This window comes from Pseudomonas sp. CFII68, from assembly GCF_000416195.1.
GTDB classification, from domain to species: domain Bacteria; phylum Pseudomonadota; class Gammaproteobacteria; order Pseudomonadales; family Pseudomonadaceae; genus Aquipseudomonas; species Aquipseudomonas kilonensis.
In genome coordinates this window covers 1-23806 of sequence record NZ_ATLN01000069.1, presented here as the reverse complement: position 1 = coordinate 23806, position 23806 = coordinate 1, and the positions used below count along the sequence as shown (strand labels likewise).

19 protein-coding genes are annotated in these 23806 nt (G+C 62.9%); 9 read left to right on the top strand and 10 right to left on the bottom strand.

What is annotated here, in order from left to right:
* Nucleotides 1–138 precede the first annotated feature (138 nt).
* From CFII68_RS16715 to CFII68_RS16740, 6 genes are all read left to right on the top strand, one after another.
* Nucleotides 139–1662, top strand: a complete 1524-nt coding sequence (locus CFII68_RS16715) for a fumarate hydratase (RefSeq protein WP_018605625.1) — start codon at nt 139–141, stop codon at nt 1660–1662.
* Between the two features lie 447 nt (nt 1663–2109).
* Entirely contained in the window at nt 2110–3876 is a 1767-nt protein-coding gene (locus CFII68_RS16720) for an ATP-binding protein (protein ID WP_033062592.1), read from the top strand.
* The gene (locus tag CFII68_RS16725; RefSeq protein WP_018605620.1) at nt 3869–5194 is read left to right on the top strand and encodes a sigma-54 dependent transcriptional regulator; all 1326 of its coding nucleotides are present in this window, start codon (nt 3869–3871) and stop codon (nt 5192–5194) included. The genes CFII68_RS16720 and CFII68_RS16725 overlap by 8 nt, the downstream gene beginning before the upstream one ends.
* Before the next feature lie 305 nt (nt 5195–5499).
* On the top strand, nt 5500–6819 hold the full coding sequence (locus CFII68_RS16730; RefSeq protein WP_018605618.1) for an MFS transporter: 1320 nt from the start codon (nt 5500–5502) through the stop codon (nt 6817–6819).
* Between the two features lie 301 nt (nt 6820–7120).
* A complete protein-coding gene (locus tag CFII68_RS16735; RefSeq protein ID WP_018605616.1) occupies nt 7121–7375 on the top strand; it encodes a hypothetical protein in 255 nt (84 codons plus the stop codon).
* Between the two features lie 278 nt (nt 7376–7653).
* A complete protein-coding gene (locus tag CFII68_RS16740) occupies nt 7654–8274 on the top strand; it encodes a flavin reductase family protein (RefSeq protein WP_018605614.1) in 621 nt (206 codons plus the stop codon).
* 135 nt (nt 8275–8409) lie between these two features.
* Here CFII68_RS16740 and CFII68_RS16745 read toward each other — a convergent pair whose 3' ends face one another.
* Both CFII68_RS16745 and CFII68_RS16750 read right to left on the bottom strand, forming a co-directional pair.
* Nucleotides 8410–8649 carry a hypothetical protein gene (locus CFII68_RS16745; RefSeq protein ID WP_018605612.1) on the bottom strand — a complete coding sequence of 80 codons (240 nt, stop codon included), beginning with the start codon at nt 8647–8649 and terminating at the stop codon, nt 8410–8412.
* A 43-nt stretch (nt 8650–8692) separates the two neighbouring features.
* Nucleotides 8693–9046 carry a putative quinol monooxygenase gene (locus CFII68_RS16750; RefSeq protein WP_018605611.1) on the bottom strand — a complete coding sequence of 118 codons (354 nt, stop codon included), beginning with the start codon at nt 9044–9046 and terminating at the stop codon, nt 8693–8695.
* 328 nt (nt 9047–9374) lie between these two features.
* On the opposite strand from CFII68_RS16750, the gene CFII68_RS16755 reads away from it, so the two are divergent.
* Nucleotides 9375–10304, top strand: a complete 930-nt coding sequence (locus CFII68_RS16755) for an AraC family transcriptional regulator (protein ID WP_018605609.1) — start codon at nt 9375–9377, stop codon at nt 10302–10304.
* 162 nt (nt 10305–10466) lie between these two features.
* On the opposite strand, the gene CFII68_RS16760 is transcribed toward CFII68_RS16755, so the two are convergent.
* The 6 genes from CFII68_RS16760 to CFII68_RS16785 form a co-directional block, all read right to left on the bottom strand.
* Entirely contained in the window at nt 10467–11522 is a 1056-nt protein-coding gene (locus CFII68_RS16760) for an ABC transporter ATP-binding protein (protein WP_018605606.1), read from the bottom strand.
* A 15-nt stretch (nt 11523–11537) separates the two neighbouring features.
* Nucleotides 11538–12386 carry an ABC transporter permease gene (locus CFII68_RS16765; protein ID WP_018605605.1) on the bottom strand — a complete coding sequence of 283 codons (849 nt, stop codon included), beginning with the start codon at nt 12384–12386 and terminating at the stop codon, nt 11538–11540.
* A complete protein-coding gene (locus CFII68_RS16770; protein WP_003205151.1) occupies nt 12383–13291 on the bottom strand; it encodes an ABC transporter permease in 909 nt (302 codons plus the stop codon). The genes CFII68_RS16765 and CFII68_RS16770 overlap by 4 nt, the downstream gene beginning before the upstream one ends.
* A 282-nt stretch (nt 13292–13573) precedes the next feature.
* On the bottom strand, nt 13574–14677 hold the full coding sequence (locus CFII68_RS16775; RefSeq protein WP_018605602.1) for an ABC transporter substrate-binding protein: 1104 nt from the start codon (nt 14675–14677) through the stop codon (nt 13574–13576).
* A gap of 216 nt (nt 14678–14893) precedes the next feature.
* On the bottom strand, nt 14894–16342 hold the full coding sequence (locus CFII68_RS16780; protein ID WP_018605600.1) for an aldehyde dehydrogenase family protein: 1449 nt from the start codon (nt 16340–16342) through the stop codon (nt 14894–14896).
* Nucleotides 16339–17976 (bottom strand): 5-guanidino-2-oxopentanoate decarboxylase, encoded by a 1638-nt coding sequence (locus CFII68_RS16785; protein WP_018605598.1) that lies wholly within the window; start codon nt 17974–17976, stop codon nt 16339–16341. The genes CFII68_RS16780 and CFII68_RS16785 overlap by 4 nt, the downstream gene beginning before the upstream one ends.
* Before the next feature lie 166 nt (nt 17977–18142).
* Between CFII68_RS16785 and CFII68_RS16790 the strand changes: the two genes are divergently transcribed.
* Nucleotides 18143–19051: a LysR substrate-binding domain-containing protein gene (locus CFII68_RS16790; RefSeq protein ID WP_018605596.1), complete on the top strand. Its 909-nt coding sequence runs from the start codon at nt 18143–18145 to the stop codon at nt 19049–19051.
* A gap of 107 nt (nt 19052–19158) precedes the next feature.
* Here the strand turns inward: CFII68_RS16790 and CFII68_RS16795 are convergent, their stop codons facing one another.
* Nucleotides 19159–20178: an alpha/beta fold hydrolase gene (locus tag CFII68_RS16795; RefSeq protein WP_018605594.1), complete on the bottom strand. Its 1020-nt coding sequence runs from the start codon at nt 20176–20178 to the stop codon at nt 19159–19161.
* 255 nt (nt 20179–20433) lie between these two features.
* Entirely contained in the window at nt 20434–22746 is a 2313-nt protein-coding gene (gene metE, locus CFII68_RS16800; protein ID WP_018605592.1) for a 5-methyltetrahydropteroyltriglutamate--homocysteine S-methyltransferase, read from the bottom strand.
* Nucleotides 22747–22855: 109 nt separating this feature from the next.
* Here metE and metR point away from each other — a divergent pair, with 109 nt between their 5' ends.
* A complete protein-coding gene (gene metR, locus CFII68_RS16805; RefSeq protein ID WP_003205167.1) occupies nt 22856–23773 on the top strand; it encodes a transcriptional regulator MetR in 918 nt (305 codons plus the stop codon).
* The last annotated feature ends 33 nt before the right edge of the window (nt 23774–23806 follow it).

Below are 23806 nucleotides of genomic sequence, written 5' to 3'. Positions count from 1 at the left end.
CTGCGATATACTGCCGCGCCTTTTTAGCGTCGCGCCAGCATGCCCGGCGTGCCTTATAGAGGTGCCGTCCGTCGACCGATGCACCCAAGCGGCCGGCACCTTATTGAATGTTCCCGTCTTTAGAGAGGAGCGCGACTCATGACCGTGATCAAGCAAGATGACCTGATACAGAGCGTTGCTGACGCTTTGCAGTTCATTTCCTACTACCACCCCGTGGATTTCATCCAGGCGATGCACGAGGCCTATCTGCGCGAAGAATCGCCGGCAGCCCGTGACTCCATGGCGCAGATCCTGATCAACTCGCGCATGTGCGCCACCGGCCATCGGCCGATCTGCCAGGACACCGGCATCGTGACCGTGTTCGTGCGCGTGGGCATGGACGTGCGTTGGGATGGCGCGACCATGAGCCTGGACGACATGATCAACGAGGGCGTGCGTCGCGCCTACAACCTGCCGGAAAACGTCCTGCGTGCCTCCATCCTCGCCGACCCGGCAGGCGCACGCAAAAACACCAAGGACAACACCCCGGCGGTCATCCACTACTCCATCGTCCCGGGCAACACCGTGGAAGTGGACGTGGCGGCCAAGGGCGGCGGCTCCGAGAACAAGTCGAAGATGGCGATGCTCAACCCGTCCGACTCCATCGTTGACTGGGTGTTGAAAACCGTTCCGACCATGGGCGCCGGCTGGTGCCCACCGGGCATGCTCGGCATCGGCATCGGCGGCACCGCCGAGAAAGCCGCGGTCATGGCCAAGGAAGTGTTGATGGAATCCATCGACATCCACGAGCTCAAGGCTCGCGGCCCGCAGAACCGTATCGAAGAGATGCGCCTGGAGCTGTTCGAGAAGGTCAACCAACTGGGCATCGGCGCCCAGGGCCTGGGTGGCCTGACCACCGTGCTCGACGTGAAGATCATGGACTACCCGACCCACGCCGCCTCCCTGCCGGTGTGCATGATCCCCAACTGCGCCGCCACCCGTCACGCCCACTTCGTGCTGGACGGCACTGGCCCGGCGTCGCTGGAAGCGCCACCGTTGGACGCCTACCCGGAAATCGTCTGGGAAGCCGGCCCGTCGGCCCGTCGCGTCAACCTCGACACCCTGACCCCGGAAGACGTGCAGAGCTGGAAACCGGGCGAAACCGTGCTGCTCAACGGCAAGATGCTCACCGGCCGCGATGCCGCGCACAAGCGCATGGTCGAGATGCTGAACAAGGGTGAAACCTTGCCGGTGGACCTCAAGGGCCGCTTCATCTACTACGTCGGCCCGGTCGACCCGGTAGGCGAAGAAGTCGTCGGCCCAGCCGGCCCGACCACCGCCACGCGGATGGACAAGTTCACCCGCCAGATCCTCGAGCAGACCGGCCTGTTGGGCATGATCGGCAAATCCGAGCGCGGCCCAACCGCCATCGAAGCGATCAAGGACAACAAGGCTGTCTACCTGATGGCCGTCGGCGGCGCCGCTTACCTGGTGGCCCAGGCGATCAAGAAATCCAAGGTCCTGGCGTTCGCCGAACTGGGGATGGAAGCGATCTACGAGTTCGAGGTCAAGGACATGCCGGTGACCGTTGCGGTCGATAGCAAAGGCGAGTCGGTACACATCACCGGTCCTGCCATCTGGCAGAAGAAGATCAGTGACAGCCTGGCGGTCGAAGTGCAGTAACAGGCATTTTGGCGCGGTGAAAAAGGCCGGTGGGGCGACAAGCCCACCGGCCTTTTTTTATGCAGGCACCAAAGCCATACCTACACAACCCTGTGGCGAGGGAGCTTGCTCCCGCTGGGCTGCGTAGCAGCCCCAAACCAGTCAACCCAGTACTCCAGGAAAAATCGGCCGACTGGTTTTACGACTGCTGCGCAGCCGAGCGGGAGCAAGCTCCCTCGCCACGATGGTTTATATCCAGCATTCAAGTAACTGCCCCACCGCCAATTCCCTGTGGGAGCGGGCTTGCTCGCGAAAGCGGTGGGCCAGCCGACATCAATGTTGAATGTGCCGGCTTCTTCGCGAGCAAGCCCGCTCCCACAGGATCTGCGGCAGGCTCGAAGTACATGATCGCTTGACGCAACCGCCATGCTATCGTGCCCGCCCGACTTTCCACTGGTTTACGCCAGCATGCTGCCGACTCCCCGTACCTTGCGTCTGTCGTTGTACACCTTGCTGATCCTCATCGGCGCGGCCGTTGCCGCCACCCTCGCCGTGCGCCATGCCGAACGTGCGGCCCTGGAGGAAGACGCCGGTCGTGCCAACCAGCAGTTGGCGCTGTACGCCACTTCGCTGCACACCCTGATCGAACGCTACCGCGCCCTGCCCGTCGTGCTGGCGCTGGACCCGGAGTTGCGCTCGGCCCTCAAGGGGCCGGTCAGCGCGGCGCAGCAGGACGCGTTGAACCGCAAGCTGGAACAGATCAACGGCGCCGCCCAGTCATCCACCCTGGAATTGCTCGACCACACCGGCCTGGCCGTCGCGGCCAGCAACTGGCGCCTGCCCAGCAGCTATGTCGGGCACAACTATGGCTTTCGTCCGTATTTCCTCCAGACCCGCACCCAGGGCACCGGGCGTTTTTATGCGGTGGGCGTGACCAGCGGCATCCCGGGGTACTTTCTCTCCAGCGCCGTGACGGGCGACAACGGCGAGTTCCTCGGCGCGATGGTGGTCAAGCTGGAATTTCCGGAGCTTGAGCGCGAATGGCGCCAGGGCAGCGACACGCTGTTGGTCAGCGACGCCCGGGGCATCATCTTCATCGCCAACCGCCCGGGCTGGCGTTATCGCCACTTGCAGCCGCTGAGCGACAGCGACCGCGCCGAGCTCAAGGCCACCCGTCAGTACGACAAACAACCGTTGCAACCGCTGGCCTATGAAGCGCTGCGACGCTTCGACGACAATAGCCATCTGGCCCGGGTCGAGACCCCCGATGGCTCGGCGGACTACCTGTGGAAATCCTTGCCGCTGACCGCCGAAGGCTGGACGCTGCACTTGCTGCGCCGTCCGCAGATTGCCTTCGAAGACCGACGTAATGCCGGGCTCGCGGCTGCCGGGTCGTGGCTGGCGCTGGTGTTCCTGCTGCTGTTTCTCAACCAGCGCTGGCGCCTGGCAAAATTGCGCCAGCGCAGCCGCGAAGAGCTTGAACGGTTGGTCGAAGAACGTACCCGGGATCTGCGCACGGCCCAGGACGGCCTGGTGCAATCGGCCAAGCTGGCAGCACTGGGGCAGATGTCGGCGGCACTGGCCCATGAAATCAACCAGCCCTTGACCGCCCAGCGCATGCAATTGGCGACCCTGCGCTTGCTGCTCGATCACGGGCGGGTCGATGACGCCTACAAGGCCCTCAAGCCGGTGGACGACATGCTGACGCGCATGGCCGCCCTCACCGGCCACCTGAAGACCTTTGCCCGCAAAAGCCCCAGCGGCCTGCGCGAACGCCTCGACCTGGCGGCGGTGGTCGACCAGGCGCTGCAATTGCTGGACACACGCCTGCGCGACGAACAGATCAGCACCGTGCTGCACGTGACTCGACCGGCCTGGGTGCGCGGCGATGCGATCCGCCTCGAACAGGTGTTGATCAACCTGCTGCGCAACGCCCTCGACGCCATGGCCGACCAACCCCTCAAGCGCCTGGAAGTGCGCCTGGAAGCCGATGAGCAATTGTGGCGCCTGACCGTCAGTGACAGCGGCACCGGTATCGCCGAGGAACACCTGGCCCAGGTGTTCGATCCGTTTTTCACCACCAAGGCGGTGGGCGACGGCCTGGGCCTGGGGCTGGCGGTTTCGTTTGCAATCATCCATGAATCCGGTGGACGGCTGACGGCGGACAACCATGAGCACGGCGCGGTATTCTGCGTGACCTTGCCCATTGATCAGGAGCCGCAACTGCATGCTTGATTCAGTCATGGTTGTGGATGACGAAGGCAGCATTCGCAGTGCCGTCGAGCAGTGGTTGAGCCTGTCGGGGTTCCAGGTGCAGCTGTTCAGCCGCGCCGATGAATGCCTGGCCCGGTTGCCGGAGCATTTCCCCGGGGTAATCCTCAGCGATGTGCGCATGCCCGGCCTCAGCGGCCTGGAGTTGTTGGCCGAAGTGCGCCGCCGCGATCCCGACCTGCCGGTGATTCTGTTGACCGGCCACGGCGACGTGCCGATGGCCGTGGAAGCCATGCGCGACGGTGCCTACGACTTCCTGGAAAAACCCTTCAGCCCCGAAGCCCTGCTCGGCAGCCTGCGCCGGGCCCTGGACAAGCGCACCCTGGTCCTGGAAAACCGTCGCCTGCATGAACAGGCCGACGCCCGGACCCGTCTCGATGGGACGCTGCTGGGGGTTTCCCGTGCGTTGCAAAACCTGCGGCGCCAAGTGCTGGACCTCGCCGCACTGCCAGTCAACGTGTTGATCCGCGGCGAAACCGGCAGCGGCAAGGAACTGGTCGCCCGTTGCCTGCACGACTTCGGCCCGAGGGCGAGCAAACCCTTCGTCGCGCTGAACTGCGCAGCCATTCCCGAAGCGCTGTTCGAGGCGGAGCTGTTCGGCCATGAAAGCGGCGCCTTCACCGGCGCCCAGGGCAAGCGCATCGGCAAGCTCGAATACGCCGACGGCGGCACGCTGTTTCTCGACGAAATCGAGAGCATGCCCCTGGCCCAGCAGGTCAAGTTGTTGCGGGTGTTGCAGGAACAGAAGCTCGAACGCCTGGGCTCCAACCAGAGCATCCAGGTGGACCTGCGCATCATCGCCGCCACCAAGCCCGACCTGTTGGACGAAGCCCGGGCCGGGCGTTTCCGTGAAGACCTGGCCTATCGCCTGAACATCGCCGAGCTGCGCCTGCCGCCGCTGCGAGAACGGCGCGAGGACATTCCCTTGCTGTTCGAACACTTCACCCACAGTGCGGCCGAACGCTTGGGCCGCTCCGCCGCGCCCCTGAGCGGCCCGCAGTTGAGCCACCTGCTCAGCCACGACTGGCCGGGCAACGTGCGGGAACTGGCCAATGTCGCCGAACGCCAGGTGTTGGGGCTCGACCAACTGCCCGCCCTGGAGACGGAGCCGGGCCAGTCCCTCGCGGCCCAGCAGGAAGCCTTCGAAGCCCAATGCCTGCGCGCCGCCCTGACTCGGCACAAAGGTGATGTGAAAGCCGTGCTCGAAGAACTGCAACTGCCGCGCCGCACCTTCAATGAAAAGATGCAGCGGCATGGGTTGAGTCGGGAGATGTTTTTGTAGGGCCGCGAATTTTGCGGCCGATCGTTCCCACGCTCTGCGTGGGAACGCCGCTACGGACGCTCCGCGTTCGGCTTCTAGGGACGCGGAGCGTCCCAGGCTGCATTCCCACGCAGAGCGTGGGAACGATCCTCTTGCATAAGCGGATTCCCGCCCACACCCCCAGCCACAATGAGCGGAGTTCCGCTCACGCAACACCACAACCCCCTCTAAACCAGCCTTCTGCCACCTGGCACAGCTCCTGCTATAGCCCTGTCAGGCTGCGTCCACACGCGCTCCACAAAAACAATTAAACGAAGGATCCTTCAATGGACAACTCCAACGCCCTGCCCCTTGGGTCGGCTGCCGTGCCCGCCCGTGAAAGAACCACCGCCAGCCGCATCAAGTCGATCTTCAGCGGCTCGGTCGGCAACATGGTCGAGTGGTATGACTGGTACGTCTACGCCGCGTTCTCGTTGTACTTCGCCAAAGCCTTCTTCCCCAAGGGCGACACCACCGCCCAATTGCTCAACACCGCCGCGATCTTCGCCGTAGGCTTCCTGATGCGCCCGATCGGCGGGTGGTTGATGGGCCTGTACGCCGACCGTGCCGGTCGCAAACGTGCGTTGATGGCCTCGGTGTACCTGATGTGCTTCGGCTCGCTGATCATCGCCTTGAGCCCGAGCTACGAAACCATCGGCGTCGGCGCACCGATCCTGCTGGTGTTTGCCCGCCTGCTCCAAGGCCTGTCGGTGGGTGGCGAGTACGGCACCTCGGCGACCTACCTGAGCGAGATGGCGACCAAGGAACGTCGCGGCTTCTTCTCCAGCTTCCAGTACGTGACCCTGATCTCCGGCCAGCTCATCGCCCTGGGCGTGTTGATCGTGCTGCAACAGACCCTCACCACCGAACAACTGTATGCCTGGGGCTGGCGCATCCCGTTCGCCATCGGCGCGCTGTGTGCGGTGGTGGCGCTGTACCTGCGACGCGGCATGGAAGAAACCGAGTCGTTCACCAAGAAGGAAAAAGCCAAGGAAAGCGCGATGCGCACCTTGATGCGCCATCCAAAAGAGCTGATGACTGTGGTCGGCCTGACCATGGGCGGCACCCTGGCCTTCTACACCTACACCACCTACATGCAGAAATACCTGGTGAACACGGTCGGCATGAGCATCTCCGACTCCACCACTATTTCCGCCGCCACGCTGTTCCTGTTCATGTGCCTGCAACCGGTGATCGGCGGGCTGTCGGACAAGATTGGCCGCCGGCCGATCCTGATTGCCTTCGGCATCCTCGGCACCCTGTTCACCGTGCCGATCCTCACCACCCTGCACACCATCCAGACCTGGTGGGGCGCGTTCTTCCTGATCATGGCCGCGCTGATCATCGTCAGCGGCTACACCTCGATCAACGCCGTGGTGAAAGCCGAGCTGTTCCCCACCGAAATCCGCGCCCTGGGCGTCGGCCTGCCCTACGCACTGACTGTGTCGATCTTCGGCGGCACCGCTGAATACATCGCCCTGTGGTTCAAGAGCATCGGCATGGAAACTGGCTACTACTGGTACGTAACGGCGTGCATCGCCGTGTCGCTGCTGGTGTACATCACCATGAAAGACACCCGCAAACACTCGCGGATCGTTACCGACTGACAGCCACGTCGGACAAACAGAAAGGGGCGCACCTGAACAGGTTCGCCCCTTTTTTTCGCTCCCGGTCTAAAGATTTATCCGACATTAATCTCTGGTTAATGCCCGTCTTCCATCCTCACGCTCAACAGAACGCCATTCGATACGCCGGTAATGGGCCTCATTGACCGTTCTGCGGCAACGCGACATAGATCGATTTAATCGATAGCTTTAAGCATTTATTTGCGCTTTTTAATCAAATTAACGAGCGTAATATGAACTCCACACCCAAGGCGCCTAACGCCAAACATTCTGGAGCACGACCATGAAAACCAAACTTATCATCGCCCTGACCCTGTCCGTACTGGCCGCCAACACCTTCGCTGCCGACGGTTTCGACCGCACCAGCTCGGCCATCGCCGCCGACGGTTATGACCGTACTAGCGCTGCCACTGTTGCGGCTGATGGCTTCGACCGCACTAACGGCGCCACCGTCGCTGAAGATGGCTTCGATCGCACTGGCGGCGCTACCGTTGCTGAAGATGGTTTCGATCGCACTAACACTGCTGCCATCAGCTAATCCGATAACGACACCCTTACAGCCCGGCTTCGGCCGGGCTTAGTTATTTATGGAACATGGAAAAAGGAAGACCGCCGCTGGTTCTGTTGTCGCCACTCATCAGATTGTGGGAGCGGGCTTGCTCGCGAAGACAGTGTGTCAGTCGACATCTATGTATCTGTACCACCGCATTCGCGAGCAAGCCCGCTCCCACAGGGCCCCAAGGTGCTGACAAAAACAGTGAGGCCCTGCACTATCTCAAAATCCCTCGAAACTCCACTGCAGGACCTTCTTCAGCCATGCCCGATGACATCCATTTCTACGAACCCGCCAACGGCCACGGCCTGCCCCATGACCCGTTCAACGCCATTGTTGGCCCGCGCCCCATCGGCTGGATTTCGTCCCAGGATGCCGAAGGCCGCCTGAACCTGGCGCCCTACAGTTTCTTCAATGCGTTCAACTACATTCCGCCGATCATTGGGTTCTCCAGCGTCGGGCGCAAAGACAGCCTGAACAACATCGAACAGACCGGCGAATTCGCCTGGAACCTGGCCACCCGCCCGCTGGCCGAGCAGATGAACCAGAGCTGCGCGATGGTCGCGCCAGAGGTCAATGAGTTCGAACTGGCGGGTTTGACGACCGCCCCGTCACGGGTGATCCAGGTGCCGCGCGTCGCCGAAAGCCCGGTGTCCTTCGAATGCAAGGTCACGCAGATCATTCAATTGCAACGGGCGGACAAAGGACTGGTGCCGAGCTGGCTGATCCTCGGCGAAGTGGTCGCCGTGCATATCGCCCAGTGGCTGTTGAAGGATGGGGTATACGACACTGCCGCCGCCGAGCCGATCTTGCGCGGTGGCGGGCCGGCGGATTATTTCCAGTTGGGGCCTGAGGCGTTGTTCAAGATGCATCGCCCTCGATAGAAGGTTGCACACTGCACCTTGTGGCAAAGCACTTATCTGTGGGAGCAAGGCTTGCCCGCGATGCAGACACCACGGTTCCCAAGACAGACCGCGTTGCCTGCATCGCGGGCAAGCCTTGCTCCCACAGCGTTAGTCTCATGGGTTCCAGACCAACCCGCCCTCGTCGTCGACACCCTTGAGGTGGGTCAGCTGCAGGGCTGCCGCTTCATCGGCTTTGACGGCGGTCTCGAAGGTCTGCTCTTCAAGGATCTTGTTGAAGCGCGGCGCACCTGAGCCGCCGATGGCCTTGGTGGCAATGGCGGCATGGTAGCCGCCGCCTTCCTTGGGAACGACTGCGGAAACGGCTTCAAAGGTTTCAAAGGCTTTACGTGCCATGTGTTGTGCATCCTGGCGGTGGAAAATGACGCTCATTAAACCTTCAACCAACCCGTTTGTGTACCTGCGCCCGACACCCTTCGGTCGCCTGGGCGGCGGAGACTTCCCAGAAGGTGTGGAAATCCAGGCTGCTCACCACCAGGTCCTGCACCAGCTCGGCGAAAATCGCCATGGCCGGTGAATTGAAGTAGGCGTCCATCGACGGCTGATTGACCCACAGCCCGGACACCAGCCACAAATCAGCGTCGCATTGCGATTGCTGCAAGGCAAAGTGCAAGCAACCGGGAGCCAGGCGCGAGGGCGCGATCAGCGTACTCAGGCGCGCCCCCAGTTGCCTGGAGCAACCGGCACGGGCCCGGACGAAAGCCATGTGGCTGACGGGGATCTGTGTAGTCATGTTCAACCCTCCCAGGTAATCCGTGGTGCAGCCGGGGACAGGCTGCGACAGGATCAAAGGTTAAGCGCCACGACGCCAGCTTCGTTAGTCGGATCCTGCCGACCCATTGCACAATCCTGCGCATCGACGTCACAAAATTCGACACGAACAGGGCTGGAACCGAGGAAGTTGAAACAAAAGGTTTCAAGCAAGTTTCCACAGCATTGCAGCGTCATGGCCCCTTGCGCCGTGCAGGATCAGGCAAGCTTTCAACAGGATGTTGCTACCGCTGCGCCTTGCACAAACATAAGCTTTTGTTCATCGCTCCCTATCGCCTGAGGATCCCGGCATGTCGCCACTCGACCACGCCCACGTCCCGCTGGACACGTACCTGGAACAACAGCGCGCCGAACTGGCGTCGATCATCGACCGCAACACCAGCGAAGACGGCAGCTACGCCACGGCCATCGGCTCGCTGAACCTGTCACGGCACAGCCAGCCGCATAAGTTCGCCCCGGTGTTGGCGCAACCGGCGCTGTGCATCATGGCCCAGGGCAGCAAACAGGTGCGCCTGGCGGATGAGTTCTTCAACTATGACCCGCTCCATTACCTGGTGGTCTCGGTGTCGATGCCGTTGAGTGGTTGCATTGCCGACGTTTCGCCCGAGCAGCCGATCCTGGCCCTGCGCCTGGACATCGACCCGGCGGAAATCACCGCGTTGATCGCCGATGCCGGCCCCTTGGGCGTGCCGACCCGCCCCGCTGGGCGCGGGCTGTACGTCGAACGCCTGGACACGCCGATGCTCGACGCCGTACTGCGCCTGGCGCGGCTGCTCGATACGCCGAAAGACATCGCCATGCTCGCCCCGCTGGTGCGCCGGGAAATCCTCTATCGCCTGTTGCGCAGTCCCCAGGGCTATCGGCTGTACGAAATCGCCATCGCCAACAGCCAGAGCCATCGCATCAGCCAGGCGATCAAATGGCTCAACGGCCATTTCGAACAGCCACTGCGCATCGATGACCTGGCCCGGGAAGTGAACCTCAGCGTCTCGACCCTGCATCACCGCTTCAAGGCCATGACCGCCATGAGCCCGCTGCAATACCAGAAACAACTGCGCCTGCAGGAAGCCCGCCGGCTGATGCTCGCCGAAGGGCTGGAGGCCTCGGCGGCGGGGTATCGGGTGGGTTATGAAAGCCCTTCGCAGTTCAGCCGCGAGTACAGCCGGTTGTTCGGCGCACCGCCGTTGCGGGATCTGGCGCGGTTGCGGATGACCGTTTGACCTGAAGTGTGTGTAGCTTTTTCCGGCCTCTTCGCGAGCAAGCCCGCTCCCACATTTGATCGGTTGTGAACAAAGAATCTGTGTTCACTGAAGATCCCCTGTGGGAGCGGGCTTGCTCGCGAAAGCGCCAGTCAAGACAACTTATCTCTCAAGATGATGAACTCAGGCACCGAGCAACCGACACGCCTGCGCCGGTATGGTCACCGACACCGTATGCCCAATCCCCAGGTCCATGCCCTGGCAAGGCGTGCTCAGCGCCGTGAACGAGATCCCAGAACATTCCACCGTGGTCTCGACGGTCGCGCCGATGTCCCGCACGAACGTCACCTTACCCTGCAACCGGTTACCCGCCGTGGCCTGGGGCGAGGACAGTTGCAGGTCTTCGGGGCGCACCAGCAACTTGATCTTCTCGCCAGCGATGACGCTATGGCTGGCCGGCACGTCCAGCGTGTCCCCGCCCGGCAGCCCGACCCGTCCGTTGCCCAGGGTGGTCGCCGGAAAAATGTTGCCTGAGCCGATGAAGTCGGCGACGAATTCATTGGCTGGGTGCCGGTAGATCTCGATCGGCGTACCGACCTGTTGCACCCGATGTTCCCCCAGCACCACGACGATGTCGGCCATGGTCATGGCTTCGCGCTGATCATGGGTCACCAAAATGGTGGTGATGTTCAACCGCTGTTGCAGTTGGCGGATTTCCACTTGCATCGACTCGCGCAACTTGGCGTCCAGGGCCGACAGCGGTTCGTCCAGCAAGAGGATCTTCGGTCGGGCGGCAATGGCACGGGCAATCGCCACGCGCTGGCGCTGGCCGCCGGACAGTTTCGCCACGGGCCGGTCGATCATCGCCTGGAGCTGGATCAGTTCCAGCAACTCCACCACCCGCGCCTGTTGCTCGGCCTTGCCCACGCCCCGCAGCTTCAGCGGATAGGCGATGTTCTCGCCGACGGTCATGTGGGGAAACAAGGCCAACGATTGAAACACCATGCCGAAGTTGCGCAGGTGCGCCGGGGTGTGGCCGATGTCTTGGCCATCCAGGCGGATTTCGCCGCCGCTGAGGCTTTCCAGGCCGGCGATCATGCGCAGCAAGGTGGTCTTGCCACAGCCCGAAGGCCCGAGAAAACACACCAGTTTGCCCTCGGGCAAATGCAGGTTCACGTCCGTGACCGCGCAGGCCGAGCCGTAATGTTTCTCGACGTTTTCCAATATCAGTCCAGTCATGTCTTCACCTCGAAATCAAAAGGAAACGCCGCCCTCGCCCACCAGTTTCTCCAACGCCCAGATCAGCACGAAGTCGATCAGCACGATGAGCACGGCAAACGAAAAAACAGTGGGGTCCAGCGATGACACGGTGCGGCTGTACATCCAGATCGGCACGGTCATGACATCGATGGTGTAGAGGAAATAGGTCACGGTGAATTCGTTGAACGAGACAATGAACGCCAGCAGCATCCCGGCAAGGATCCCCGACTTCATCAACGGCACGACCACATCGACGATGGCCCGCCGTGGTGTCGCCCCGAGCATTCGCGCGGCTTCTTCGACTTCGCTACCGATGCCGAGCATGGCGGCGGTGCAGTTCTTCACCACGAACGGCAAGGCGAGGATCACGTGGGCAATGACCAGCCGCGAGGTGGTTATCTGGAACGGCAGGCTGTCGAACACCAGCAGCAGCGCCAACCCCAACACCACCATGGGAAACACCAGCGGCAGCGACATCAGTTGCAACGCGACGGCCTTGCCACGGAACTCGCAACGGGTCAGCGCGTAGGCCGCCGGCACCGCGATCAGCGTGGCGAATATCATCGTCAGGCACGCCACCCACAAACTGGTGCCCATGGCCTGGCCCAGGCTCAGCACGTCGCTGGCATCCGGCGATACGAAGGTGTGCCAGGCCGCCCGATACCATTGCAGGCTGTAACTGCTCGGCGGAAAGTCCAGGTTCGCCGCGCCGCTGAAGGACATGACGATCATGGTCAGGATCGGCAGCACCGCCAGCAACAGGATGAAGCCCGACAGCAGCCCCACTGTGCGTCCGGTTTCACCGGGCAACAGCGCCTGGCGTTTTTTGCTCAACGCACTCATTGAGAAGCCTCCAGCATCCGCCGACGACGGCCAGTGAAATATTCGGACAGGGTCATGATCATCAGCGTGGTGACAATCAGCACCACCCCGGCGGCGGACGCGGCGGGCCAGTTCATCAACGGGGCAATCTGGTCGTGGACCATCACCGCCAGCATCGGCACCCGCCGACCGCCCAACAGCAGCGGCACGACAAAGCTGCTGGCGTTGTAGGCAAACACCAGCGTCGCGCCAGTGATAATGCCCGGCAGGCTCATGGGCAGCACCACTTGGCGAAACACCTGGAAGCGGCTGGCGCCGAGGGTGGCGGCGGCCTCTTCATAACTGCGAGCCACGCCACGCATGGCGCTGGCGATAGGCAGCACGGCCAGCGGGAAGGCCGTCTGGACCAGGCCCATCAACACACCATTCTGGTTGTACAGCAGCATGATCGGCCGCTTGATCAGACCCAGGCCCATGAGTGCCTGATTGAGCATTCCGGCAGGGCCGAGGATCACCAGCCAGCCATAGCTTTGCAACAGCAGGTTGACCAACAGCGGCAACAGCACCGCCGCCAGGAACACCCGCCGCAACAACGGCGAGGCCAGGCGCGACATGGTGTAGGCCACGGGGATCGCCAGCAGCACGGCGATCACCGCGCTGATCAATGCAAGGCGCAAGGTCAGCAGCAGGGACTTGAGGTAATAAGGCTCCAGCAACTGCCCGTAGCTGGCGAGGCTGAACCCACTCCACTCCGCACCCTTGGTGCCGACGCTCATGCGCAGCACCAACAGGCTGGCAGCGATCAGCACACCGAGAAACAACATCGATGGCGACAGGAACAGCCAGGCTCGGCGGGTAGGGGAAATCTCCCGGGGTGGACGCATAGGCGCGACACTCTGGTGATGGGTTAACGGTAGGTGTTCCATGGCAAGATCTCGTCAGTGGAAAACGACAGAACAAACACAATCTCAAAACAACCCAATTCCCTGTGGGAGCGAGCCTGCTCGCGAAGGCGGCACAGTCAGCATCTCCAGCAACTGAACCACCGCTATCGCGAGCAAGCTCGCTCCCACACTGGGTCTCGGGTGGGCCGAAAGACCCATGCACACCCCGCGAGCAAGCTCGCTCCCACACTGGGTCTCGGGTGGTCACAGAGGCCGCGTACCCCTCAATTCCTTATGCCGGGCAGGCGGTGTCCAGCAGTTGTTTCAGGAAGAGAAGATTTCCGTGTACCGGCGAATCCATTGGTCATGCACCGTCGCCAGGAAGGCGTTGTCGTGCATGATCGCTTTGTCGGCGATTTGCTCCGGGGTGAGGATGTAGGGGCTCTTGCGCGCCTCGCTGGAGATGATGGCCTTGGCGTTGACCGGGCCGTTGAAGATGTCTTCGGCCATCTTGCCCTGCACCAGCGGGTCAAGAGAGTGGTCGATGAAGGCGTAGGCCAGGTCGGTGTCGCCCGGGCGGTTTTTCGGCATGACCGAGAGCATCAGGTCGGTGTAGAAACCTTCCTTCATGCCGAACGTCGCCCCCAGGCTGTAGGCCGGGTCGCGGATCTGCTTGGGGAAAAACGCCGGTGCGTACAAGCCGCCCATGTCCAGGGAGCCGGTGCGAAACAACTCGGCGATCTGGTTCGGGTTCTCCCCCAGGGTTATCACCCGGTCCTTGAGCTCGGCGAGTTTCTTGAAGCCGGGCTCGATGTTGTGTTCATCACCACCGGCCAGCTTGGCGGCGATGATGATCAGGTCCATGGCCTCGGTCCAGTTCGGCGGCGGCAGGAAGATGTTCGGCGCCAGCTCCGCATCCCAAAGCGCGGCGTAACTGTCCGGCGCCTGATTCAAGGTCCGGGTGCTGTAGACCAGGCTGTTGCACCACAGCAGGTAACCGATGCCATGGCCGCCGGCGCCGGTGCGGTATTGCGCCGGCACGTCGGCCAGGTTGGGAATGCGGTTGAGGTCGGGTTTTTCCAACAGCCCGGCGGCGGCCAGGCCCTCGGCGCCGACGCCGGCCAGGGTGATGATGTCGTACTGCGGCCGGTCACCACCGGCCTTGAGCTTGGCCACCATCTCCGAGGTACTGCCGGTGCGGTCGGCAATGACCTTGGCCCCGGTCTTGGCCTCGAAGGTGGCCGCGATGTTGCGCAACGCCGCCAGCCCGGTGTCATCGGACCAGGTGAGCAGGCGCAGGGTCTTGCCGACGAACCGCGTATCGCTGGCCCGGGCGCTGATGAAGGGCACGCTCATGGCGGCCGCCGCTACCGAAACCACACTTGCAGTCTTGATGAATTGACGTCTGTTCAGATCATGCTCGCCCATGGAGGACTCCCTTTATTCTTTTAAGTATGAGGTGGGTAAAAACCGTTGCGCCCGCACCGTTCGACGTCGAGCAAAGCCCCGTACCACAAGGGCTTGACCGCCGCCTGCGGCCATCCTGAGGTTGTGCAAAATCCCTGACTATCGAAAAAAACTCATTGGAGCCATGTTCCTGGCGCATGCCTTTTTTCGAGGCATGCGTGACCTGATAACGTGCCGTCAGACCGCCCGGATCACATGCTTGATTTCCTGAAACGCGGCCAGTCCCCAAGGCCCCAATTCGCGACCCAGACTGCTCTGCTTGTAACCTCCCCACGCCGCCTGGGGAAAAATCACCTGGGGCGCGTTGATCCACACCAGCCCTGCCTGCAAAGCGTTGGCCACCTCTTCGGCAGCCGTCGTATCACGGCTGACCACGCTGGCCACCAGGCCGAAACGACTGTCGTTAGCCAAGGCGATCGCCTGCGCCTGGGAGCTGAAACGGCGTACACACAGCACCGGCCCGAAGATCTCTTCGCACCACAACGCACTGTCCAGGGGCACGTCGGTGAAGATTGTCGGCTGTAAAAAAAAGCCGCGCGGCAGATGCGCGGGCCGCTGCCCACCGCACACCAGCGTCGCTCCGGCGCTCAAGCCTTGGTCGATGTGCCCCAGTACCCGCTGGTATTGCGCCTGGTTGACCAGCGCGCCCATCTCCACATCCGGGTCAAACGGGTCGGCCACGCGGATCGCCTCGGCGCGAGTCTTGAGCCGTTGCAGGAACTCATCGGCCAGTTCATCGGCGACCAGCACACGACTGGTGGCCGAACACATCTGCCCGGCATTGAAGAAACCGCCGCCACAGGCCAGCTCCACTGCCAGGTCCAGGTCGGCATCGGCCAGCACCAGCAAAGACGATTTGCCGCCCAGTTCCAGGCTCACGCCCTTCACCGTTTCCGCCGCCCGCTGCATCACTTGCACGCCCACCGCATTGCTGCCGGTGAAAGAAATCTTTGCCACGCGCGGGTCCGCCGCCAATGGCGCCCCAACGGCCAGGCCCGTGCCGCAGACCAGGTTGAATACCCCGTGGGGCAAACCGCATCCGGCGATGATCGAGGCCAGTTCCAGCTCCGGCAACGGCGTGACCTCCGAGGGTTTGAGCACCACGCAGCAGCCGGCAGCCAATGCCGGGGCGAGTTTCCAGGCCGTGGTGACCATCGGGAAATTCCACGGCACGATCAAGCCGACCACGCCGCAGGGTTCGCGACGCAGGCGTGCGCTGAAATCAGCGCTGGGCAATGCCAACGGACTGTCTTGCCGGGCGTCCAGGCCTTCGGCCAACTCGGCGTAATACTCGAAGGTGGCGACCACATCGTCGACATCGATGGTCGCTTCGAACAACGGTTTGCCGTTGTTGCTCGATTGCAATTGCATCAACCGCTCGCGGCCGGCCTGCACCCCGGTGGCAATCCGGCGCAGGATCGCGCCACGCTCGGCGCCGCTGGTGCTCGACCAGTGCGTGAAAGCCTGGGTCGCGGCGTTCAACGCCTGATCGACGGCGCGTTCATCGCCGCCATAAACGGTGGTCAACAGCGCTTCGGTCGCCGGGTTGATCACCCGCAGCGGTTGGTCACCGGCCAACCACTCACCATTGATGTACAGCCCGTCTTGCGTCGTAGGGAAATTCATTTCGACACCTGCGCCATCCAGGTTGCCTGGTCGATTTCGATCAGCGTCGGGCCCTGCCGGTCGCAAGCGGCGAGCAACGCATCGTGCAGTTGCGCCACGCCGTCGATGGCTTCGGCAGCGCAGCCCAAGGCCTTGGCAACACCGATGAAATCCGGGGTGTAGATGTCCACGCCCACCGGTTCGATGGCGCGGTTGACCATGTATTTCTTGATCTCTTCGTAGCCCTGGTTATTCCACAGCAGCACGATCACCGGCGTGCGCGCTTCCACGGCGCTGGCCAGTTCCGGCAGGGTGAACTGCAACCCGCCGTCGCCAATCAAACACACCACCGCCGGGCGACCATGGCCCTGGTCCTTGCCGCCGAGCCAGGCACCGATGGCCGCCGGCAGGGCGTAGCCGAGGGTGCCGTAGCCGGTGGATGAATTGAACCAGCGGCGCGGTTGCTCCAGGTTGAAGGTCAGGTTGCCGGTGTACACCGGTTGGGTGGAATCGCCAACGAACACCGCCTCTGGCAGCGCTTGCAAGACGGTGTCGAGAAACAGAGTCTGGGCGCGGGTCGCGGCATCCCAACTGCCTTGAAGATCCGCGCGCAACCGGGCGGCACGCGTCGTGCCCCAATCGTCACGGCGCTCGGCCAAGGGGTGCTGGCTCAAGGCGTCGAGCACGGCCTGGGCGGCGACACGGGCGTCGGCCACCAGCGCCAGGTGCGGCGGGTAGTTGCGCACGGTCTGGTCCGGGTCGATGTCGATGCGCAACAACGTGCCGGGAATCTCGAAGCCGCCAGCGAAAGTAATGTCGTAATCGGTCTCGGCCAGTTCGGTGCCGATGGCCAGCACCACATCCGCCTCGGCCACCAAGGCGCGGGTGGCGACCAGGCTCTGGGTGGAACCGATCAGCAACGGATGCTGGGACGGCAACAGGCCTTTGGCATTGATGGTCAACGCCACGGGCGCGCCGAGACGTTCGGCCAGTTCGGTCAATTCAACCGCTGCGTCGATGGCCCCGCCACCGGCCAGGATCAAAGGCCGCCGAGCCGTCGCCAGCAAGCCGGCCATTTGTTTGACCGCACCCGGCGCGGCACCGGCGCGGTTGATGTTCACCGGCATGCTGGCGAGCAAGGCATCGGCGTCTTCGACCAGAACGTCCAGCGGAATTTCAATGTGCACCGGCCGCGGGCGCCCGGCCTGGAACACGGCAAACGCCCGGGCCAGCACGCCGGGCAATTCAGCGGCGGACATCAGCGTGTGGGAAAACGCCGCCACCCCACCCACCAGCGCGCTCTGGTTCGGCAGTTCATGCAGCTTGCCGCGTCCGCCACCCAACTGGCTGCGCGACTGCACGCTGGAGATCACCAGCATCGGGATCGAATCGGCGTAGGCCTGGCCCATGGCGGTGGTGATGTTGGTCATGCCGGGGCCGGTGATGATGAAACACACGCCGGGTTTGCCGCTGACCCGGGCATAACCGTCGGCCATGAAACCTGCGCCTTGTTCATGACGCGGGGTCACATGGCGGATGCTGGAACGGGCCAGCCCGCGGTACAACTCGACGGTGTGCACGCCAGGAATGCCGAACACCTGCTCCACGCCATACGCTTGGAGTAACTTGACCAATACTTCGCCGCACGTCGCCATTGCCATTGCCATTGCCTTTTTCTTGTCGTGTAAAGGGCCTCGCACAGCCTGCGGCGGGACCCTTTTTTGTCTTGGGAATGGCGTTATTGGAACGGTCCGACCATAGCGGCAACAATGGATAAAAAGTCATACTCGCCATGTCCTCACGTCATGGCTTGGATCCGAAATGAAACGACTTCCTCCGCTGCCGGCGCTGCACACGTTTCTGATCACGGCCCAATGCTGCAACTTCACCCGGGCCGCCGAACAACTGCACATCACCCAGGGCGCGGTGAGCCGGCAGATCGCCGGGCTGGAAGATCATCTGGGTTATGCGCTGTTCCAGCGCCAGGCACGCGGCCTGAGCCTGACTGCCGAAGGCCAGGCGTGGCTGCCACGGGTGCAGCAGGTGTTCAGCCTGATCGGGGACGCGGTCGAGCAGGTCGGCGAAAAACGCCAGACCCTGCAACTCAAGGCCCCGACCTGTGTGATGCGCTGGCTGCTGCCGCGCCTGTTGCAGTGGCAGAAGGAGCGACCGGACGTGCCGGTGGAGTTGACCACCACGGTCAGGCACGGTGTGGATTTCCAGCGCGAAGCCTTCGACGCTGCGGTGGTCTATGGCCCACCACCCGACGCCTCGCTGGCGTGCCTGCCTCTGTTCGATGAACAACTGACGCCCGTCTGCTCCCGCCCGGTCCTGGAAGGTCCCGTGCCACTGCGTGAACCCGCCGACCTGCAACACCACCTGCTGTTGCACCCGGCCCTTGACGAGCGCGACTGGAACACCTGGCTGAAGGCAGCCGATGTGCACTTGAGCAATGTCAGCAAAGGCCAGCATTTCGAAACCCTGGACCTGGCGATGTCCATGGCTTCCCAAGGCACGGGCGTGGCGATTGGCGACTGGTCGCTGATCGGCGACGACTTGAGCGCCGGCCGGCTGGTGATGCCGTTCGAACTGAAGGTCAAGACCGGGCTGGGTTATCACCTGGTGCACCCGCACAAACCCCAGGTGTCAGGGCCGTTGCAGGAATTGATGGGGTGGTTGGTGGAGCAGGCACGGGCGCGGTCCTGTGGGAGCAAGGCTTGCCCGCGATGAAGGCGACGCGGTCTCTCAGAGATCGAGGTGGCTGTTTCGCGAGCATGCTTTGCTCCCACAAATCCCCTCGCCACAAAAGCCGGGCAGGCCTCAAGCCATCAGGATTATCAGAGCAGATTAGGCGCCTGCACCGGTTCGATCTGCGCCCAGTGCGACGTGTCCTCGCGGTGCTGCTGCAGATACGGCAACACGGCCCCCAGCAACGGCGCCTTGAACGCCTCCTGGAAACGATGGGCCAGGCCCGGGATCAGCTTCAACTGGCTGCCTTGGATGTGCGCCGCCAGATGCACGCCGTGCATCACCGGCAGCAAAGGGTCGGCGGTGCCGTGGACCACCAGGGTCGGCACCCGCAGTTGATTGAGCAGTGCCACCCGACTCGGCTCGGCCATGATCGCCATGATCTGGCGCTTCACGCCTTCAGGGTTGAAGGCCCGGTCGTAGGCCACGGCGGCCTGATGCAGCAATACCTGGCGATCATCCGCCACCATCGGGCTGCCCAACGCAGCCAGCAGATCGGCCTGTTGCTGCAAGGCCGCTTCGCGATTCGGTGCACTGCGCCGCGACAGCAACTGCACCAGTGCGGCGCTGGGTGCGGGCAAGCCTTCGGCACCGGAACTGCTCATGATCAGGGTCAGGCTTTCGACCCGCTGCGGCGCCATGGCGGCCATGTGCTGGGCGATCATCCCGCCCATGCTCACGCCCAATACGTGAAAGCTGTGCACCTGCAAGGCATCCATCAACCCCAACCCGTCGTCGGCCATGTCGGTCAAGGTATACGGCGCAACCACGGGCAAGCCGAGTTTATAGCGCAGGGCTTCGAAGGTCAGGTTGGCGCTGCCGGGGGCCTGGCGCCACGTGGACAGGCCGACGTCGCGGTTGTCGTAGCGGATCACCCGGAAACCCTGCTCGCACAGGGCGACCACCACTTCGTCCGGCCAATGGATCAACTGCCCACCCAGGCCCATCACCAGCAACAGCGCCGGATCCGAGGCACGGCCAACGCTCTGGTAGGCCAGGCTCACCTGATCCAGATCGACCCGCTGGGTCGCAACATTGATGTCACACCGAGAAGCCGCCATCGACGGCAGGCCGAAAAACAACGCGGCCAGGAAAATGAATACACGCATGAAGAAACACCGAAACGCAGAACCCCAGTAGAGCGCGAGTCTGATGAAGTTTGTTCAAGCGCGCTGCCACAGTTGCGTGACAGTTTGATGAAGATTGCCGAGTGGTCTCCTGCGCGAAGGATGTATCTGTGGGAAAGGATGTATCTGTGGGAGCAAAGCTTGCTCGCGATACAGGCACCTCGATTCCAGAGAAATCGCGTTGGCTTCATCGCGAGCAAGCTTTGCTCCCACAGATCCCCGCTCAAGGCGTCAGCTTCAGGCCAGTTGGCTACGCAACTGCCGCGCCGCCGCCACCATGTTCACCAGTGCCGCTTCCGTTTCCGGCCAGCCTCGGGTTTTCAGCCCGCAGTCGGGGTTGATCCACAGCCGCTCGGCGGCGATCCGTTTTACCGCCTTGCTCATCAGCGCAACCATCTCGGCGGTGTCCGGCACCCGTGGCGAGTGGATGTCGTAGACGCCCGGGCCGATGTCGTTCGGGTAGTCGAACGCCTCGAAAGCCTCCAGCAACTCCATGTCCGAACGCGAAGTCTCGATGGTGATGACATCGGCGTCCATGTCGGCAATGGCCTTGATCACGTCATTGAATTCGCTGTAGCACATGTGGGTATGGATCTGGGTTTCATCCGCCACCCCCGACGCGCACAAGCGGAAAGCGTCCACGGCCCAGTCCAGGTAGGCCTGCCATTGTCCGCGACGCAACGGCAACCCTTCGCGGAACGCCGCCTCGTCGATCTGCACAATCTTGATCCCGGCTTTTTCCAGGTCCAGCACTTCGTCGCGCAGGGCCAGGGCCAGTTGTTGCGCCTGGACCTGGCGCGACACGTCTTCGCGGGGGAACGACCACATCAGCATGGTCACGGGGCCGGTGAGCATGCCTTTCATGACTTTGTCGGTCAGGCTTTGCGCGTAGCGGATCCAGTCGACGGTCATGGCGTTCGGCCGACTGATGTCGCCATAGATAATCGCCGGTTTCACGCAGCGCGAACCGTAGCTCTGCACCCAACCGAAACGGGTGAAGACATAGCCGTCCAGTTGCTCGGCGAAGTATTCGACCATGTCGTTGCGTTCGGCTTCACCGTGCACCAGCACATCCAGGCCCAGGCGCTCCTGGATCTGCACGGCATGGCGGATCTCGGTGTGCATGGCATCCTGATAGTCGTTGGCCGACAATTTGCCCTGTTTGTAGGCCTGACGGGCCAGGCGAATGGCCGGGGTCTGTGGGAAGGAGCCGATGGTGGTGGTGGGAAAGGCCGGCAGTTTCAGACGGGCGCGCTGGCGTTCGATGCGTTTGGCAAACGGCGAACGCCGCTGGCTGTCCTGTGGCCCGATTGCCGCCAGGCGCGCCTGGACCGCGGGTTTGTGAATGCGCGCCGAGCTCGCGCGACTGGCCTGCACCTCGCGGCTGGCGGCCAAGGCCTGTTGCACAGCAGGGGCCTGTGGATCGTTCAGGGCATCGCGCAGCACCGCGACTTCACCACACTTCTGCACGGCAAAGGCGAGCCAGCTTTTGAGTTCCGGATCGAGGCGGTCTTCGCGCTCCAGGTCCACCGGGCTGTGCAGCAGCGAGCACGAGGTGCTGACCCAGAGGTTGTCGCCAAAGCGCTCCTGGGCCGGTTGCAATTGCGCCAGCGCCTGTTCCAGTTCGCAGCGCCAGACGTTGCGACCGTTGACCAGGCCCACCGAGAGAATCTTGTAGGTCGGCAGGCGGTCCAGCACCTGGCCCAGTTGTTCCGGGTCACGTACCGCGTCGATGTGCAAGCCGTCCACCGGCAGGCTCACCGCCAGGCCGAGGTTGTCTTGCAGGCCACTGAAATAGGTGGCCACGAGTTTTTTCAACGGCGAGTACTGGAGAATGTGATAAGCCCGCTCGAAAGCGTTCCTCCAGGCTTGAGGCAAGTCGAGTGTGAGGATCGGTTCGTCGATCTGCACCCATTCCACGCCCTGGGCCTTGAGGCGGTTGAGGATTTCCCCGTAGACCGGCAGCAGGCGCTCCAACAGGTCGAGCTTGTCGAACGCCGCGCCCTTGGCCTTGCCCAGCCACAAGTAGGTCAACGGACCGATGATCACCGGCTTGATCTGGTGGCCCAAGGCATGGGCTTCGTCCACTTCGTCGAACAACTGTTCCCAGCTCAGGGCGAAGGTCTGGTCGGCGGAAAACTCCGGGACCAGGTAGTGGTAGTTGGTGTCGAACCACTTGGTCAGCTCCTGGGCGTATTGCGCCTGGCCGTGGTCGGCACCGCAGCAACTGGTCGTGGCGCCACGGGCCATGGCGAACAGGGTGTCGAGGGTGGGCCGGCCCTGGGCATTCAAGGTGCTGTGGAAACGCTGAGGAACGGCGCCCAGGGTCAAGGAGTGACTGAGCACCTGGTCGTACCAGGCAAAGTCGCCGACGGGCAGCAGGTCGATGCCGGCGTCTTTCTGCAGTTGCCAGTGCCGGGCCCGCAGTTCGCGCCCCACCGCTTGCAGCGCGGCCGGGGCCAGGTCGCCCTTCCAGTAGGCTTCGAGGGCTTTCTTCAGTTCGCGGTCGGCGCCGATGCGGGGAAAACCGAGGGTGTGGGCCAGGGCCATGGTGTGCGTCCTCCTATAAAAGATGGCGCCATTGTCGACAGTTGACCCTACATGAGACAAACTCAACCTTTTCGTGTTGATCACAAGTTTTACTCATGGAGCAACTCCGGTGCTTGAACTCCGTCACCTCAAGACCCTGCACGCCCTGCGCGAAGCCGACAGCCTGGTCGAAGCCGCCGAACGCCTGCACCTGACCCAGTCCGCCCTCTCCCACCAGTTCAAGGAACTGGAAGAGCGCCTGGGCATGCAGTTGTTCGTGCGCAAGACCAAGCCGGTACGGTTCACCAGTGCCGGCCTGCGCCTGTTGCAACTGGCCGATGCCGCCCTGCCCTTGCTGCGCGGTGCCGAACGGGACATCGCCCGCCTGGCTGGCGGCACCGCCGGACGGCTGCACATGGCCATCGAGTGCCATAGCTGCTTCCAATGGTTGATGCCGACCATCGACCAGTTCCGCGATGCCTGGCCGGAAGTCGAACTGGACCTGGCCTCGGGCTTCGCCTTCGCGCCGTTGCCAGCCTTGGCCCGGGGCGACCTCGACCTGGTGGTGACCTCCGACCCGCTGGAGCTGGCCGGCATCACCTACGTGCCATTGTTCACCTACGAGGCGATGCTCGCCGTGGCCAACCAGCATCGACTGGCGGGCAAGGCGTACATCGTCCCCGAGGACCTGATCAGCGAAACCCTGATCACCTACCCGGTGGAGCGCGACCGACTGGATATCTTCACCCGTTTCCTGGAACCGGCCGACATTGAACCGGCCCAGGTGCGTACCTCTGAACTGACGGTGATGATGATGCAACTGGTGGCCAGCGGCCGCGGCGTCTGCGGCATGCCGCACTGGGCCCTGCATGAATACAGCTCGCGGGGCTACGTGAAGGCCAAGCGGCTGGGAGAGAAAGGCTTGTTTGCCACGCTGTACGCGGCGGTGCGCACCGACATGCTCGACGCGCCGTACATGCGCGATTTTTTGCTGACGGCCAAGGACACGTCGTTTTCCACACTCGATGGCGTCAGTGCCGTGCGCTGATAGCTTCTGTGGGAGCAAGGCTTGCCCGCGATG